This window comes from Wolbachia endosymbiont of Pentalonia nigronervosa, assembly GCF_014534705.1.
Classification (GTDB): Bacteria; Pseudomonadota; Alphaproteobacteria; order Rickettsiales; family Anaplasmataceae; genus Wolbachia.
Genome location: NZ_JACVWV010000089.1, coordinates 1 through 3,664 on the forward strand (window position 1 = coordinate 1; position 3,664 = coordinate 3,664).

Here is a 3,664-nt window from a genome sequence, read left to right on the forward strand (position 1 = left end):
GTTGGCAAAAAAAATTAGCATAAAAAAGGATAGAACCTTAACGCCCGAAAGGATTTTTAGCAGATGTTACAGCACAGCCGATACAGCGACCAAAAGACAGCAAAAAACGTAAAAAAAGTTACTCTGGCAAAAAGAAAACAACGACCATAAAAACCGATCGAAGAAAGTGTTGTCAGTTTCAAGGTCACATCGAGCATGAATTTTCGCATACGAAAGCAGGAAAAATTGTTACTAAAAGATAGTATAAAACACGCTGATTCCGGCTATCAAGGATGGCAAAAAGTTCAAAGTAATGTAGTAATTCCATATCCGGAAAAAACCGCTAACGGAAGAGCAAAAGGAGCATAATAGAAAGCTGGAGGATGCGAGTGGAAAATAAAATTCGCGAGATCAAAATATTCAAAATTATATCAAATGTTTACCGCAATTTTCAGAAGAAATACAACATGAGGTTCAATATTATTGCTGGTATTGTGAACCTAAGGCACGGGTTTTAACCTTACTTTGTTTATCTAATCTCTATTCTAAGTTTTTCTCCTTTGATTCGCAGCAGATCTATTGCCATCAGTTTCGAAAGAGGTCATTTACTATTGTTTAATTACTAGCATGCTATATTGGGTATCATGTATGTGAGGTGTAAAGATGGACACTAAAGTAAATTATTCAAGAAGTATCAGACGCATAATAGCTTATGTAGTTGATCAATATATATTATATAATTTATGTCTTATTATTTTTTTTCATATTGGATAAGTCTTGGTAGGTTGAGTTTCTAACTCATATAAAATTCACTTAAAAAAAACGTTGACACTAAAAATATCTATGTTAAAAATAAAGCCATGTTTGGCATTATTTAGATAAACTTAAGGGGGTGGAAATGGGCGTAAATAAACAGCAATCAACAGCTACAGAAAGTAATGTTGTTCATAATGAATTTGAGAAGCGTAAGCAAGCTTCAACAACAAAATTACCATCGGAAATCAAGTTACGCAAAAGGTCTATTGAGGATGCAGATGCAGACGAAGATAGATTAATGCAACTTTATCGCTCAAAGAAAAGTTCGTATATAGCAACAGATGCATATGAAATTTTAGCCAGTCTTGCTGGTGTTGTCGATCTTAGTAAATATGCTCTCAATATAATACCTGAATCGTTGATTAAATTAAGTAGAGACAAAACAGCACTATCTTTAGAAAAAATAGAAAGGTATATTATGAATAATGACCTTTCCAAGCAATTAATTGAAAACTATTGGGCTATTGATAGAAGTCATGACCTCCTCTTAAGCAATCAAGGTTCAGCTTTGCCTCTCACTAATACCGGTATTCTCATGGGCATTACTTTTATGCTTATGGTCGTTAATGGTAAGGCAGAGAGAAACTATGAAGATATTTTAAGGGTAGAAGCAAGAGTAAGCAAAAACTATGGTGCGATTAGAAGAGTAGAAAGTAAGGCAGACATAAACCTCAAAGCAATATTATCAGGATTTAAGATATTAGAATATAATCCCACAAGTGTAATAGAAAAAGAGTTTCAAGCAATCATTGATTTTGTCAAGCACACAAAAATAGAGGAAGTATCCTCAGGGTTAATCACCTTTATTAGACATTTTATACAAGAGAAAGATGCTATAAAAAATTTAACTCATGATCAATATATTACTAAGCTTGAAGAAATAAATAGCACTTTACACCGCCTGCAAAACTCTAGAACGACCCAACCGGGAAGCCTGCATACATTTTTATATAACATCATTGATCAAAAGTTCGCTGTTCCTGAAAATTCTAATGATAAGGTAGCATTTACCGCACTTGGTCTCTTGTATTTCGGCACTGAAATTTACATTTCTGTAATGTCTTTTTTACTTGAGGAATATAGTTACCTTGCTAATTCTCATTACCAACAAAATGATCTTGAGAAATATAATTACTACTTCTCTTTGATTTCGACAACTTTTTATGATTTTAAAAGCTCATTGACTGACAATAGTGGTTTAATCAATAAAGTAATTAGTATATTGAGTGAAGTTGAATCGTATGACTTTATTCAAGACGAAAGAGAAGATATAGTGAAATTTGCCGCAAAAAGAATAGATATCTTAAATTCAATAAAATCTAAAATTGCTGCAGTAAACAATCTATCTCAAGACAAACCAACAGAAAAAGTAAAGTATAATTTTTCTAGCTCACGGATAAACACACCTATTGGAAAATGGGAAGATAAAAGGATGGTCAGTTATGCAGTACAATTTCACAGTAACGGCACCTACTATCAAATTGGAGAATGGTCTATACCATATGCAATACGCGGAAAAGCAAACCCATCGCTCGATATAGGAACTGACCCACAAGGAAGAACTCGCCTTATCTTTAGAAAATTTGATAATGATATACCAGAACTAGTTGGTATTGTAACAAATAGCAATCAGAGGGAGTTTAGAGATATTAATAGAGACCTTTATAATGCTGTTTTAGAACCAAATGAAGATGTAGCCATAGATGGAATGAGGGTCTTTCTTACAAATGGAGCAGATATTAATGCCAGATATGAAAGAGGTGGACAGGCAATTCATGCCGCTGCAGAAAATGGTAGTTCCAGAATTATACATATTTTAAAAAATACGGGTGCCGATATTAATGCCATAGATATAAATGGTTATGCTCCCATTCATATAGCTGCTGAGATGGGTTATGAAAATTTTATTCAAAATTTGATAAGTAATGGTGCAAATATCAACGCAAAAACTGATTTAGGAGATACAGCTTTACATATTGCTGCTGAAAAGGGTCATGTAAATACTGTTAAAAATTTAATGCGGATCAAAGGTATTGATATTAATGCGAAAAACAATAGAGGATTTACTCCTCTGCATACTGCTGCTTCTTTTGGCAAAAATAATGTCATTATTTCCTTATTGCAAGATAATAGAACTGACATTAATGCGCAATCTGAAGCAGGGTTTACTCCTCTACATTTAGCAACAATCGGTGAATACAGTGATGCTGTTAAAGCTTTATTGATAAGTGGCAGAGTTGATATAAATGCTAAAACCAAGGGTGGTTTAACAGCTTTACATTTTGCATCCTTAACTGGTGATTTAGCAATCATTAGATCTATAACCAGGCATAGTGAAGTGAGTATCAATGAAAAATCAGCTGATGGGTGGACTCCGCTGCATTTGGCAATCAATGCCAAGCAAGAAAATACCATTTTAGAACTATTATCAATTGATAATATTAGACCTCTTTCGAAACCGATTTATGGTAAGAAATTTTTAGGAGAAGTGCAAGCGAGCACCGCAGAATACTTGGGTGTATTTGAGGAGTACAGCTCAGCTTCGACAACAAAATTGCCATCAGAAATTGAGTTTCAAAAGATGTCTATTGAAATAAATGCAAAAGGGCAAGACGACTTAACCCCTCTACATCTTGCAGCCGCAAGCGGACAAGGTAATATTGTCTCAAAGCTACTAGGTAGTGTAGACATTCAAAAAGAAAGGAGTTATAATAACAATTTTTGAGAGAAGCTAAGGATGTTATACGACTTAAAAGATAAGCAATGGGAAAGGATAAAGGAGAGTTTACCCGGAAAGAAAGGGGATAGTGGAAGGAGTGCAAAGGACAACAGAAAGTTCATAGCAGCAGTGATGTGGATAGGGCGAACA

1 protein-coding gene and 1 pseudogene are annotated in these 3,664 nt (G+C 34.3%); both read left to right on the plus strand.

What is annotated here, in order from left to right:
- A pseudogene (locus IC220_RS06420) lies at positions 1–497 on the plus strand (transposase family protein); the annotation flags it as partial.
- A 380-nt stretch (positions 498–877) separates the two neighbouring features.
- Positions 878–3,520, plus strand: a complete 2,643-nt coding sequence (locus tag IC220_RS06425; RefSeq protein ID WP_188153649.1) for an ankyrin repeat domain-containing protein — start codon at positions 878–880, stop codon at positions 3,518–3,520.
- The last annotated feature ends 144 nt before the right edge of the window (positions 3,521–3,664 follow it).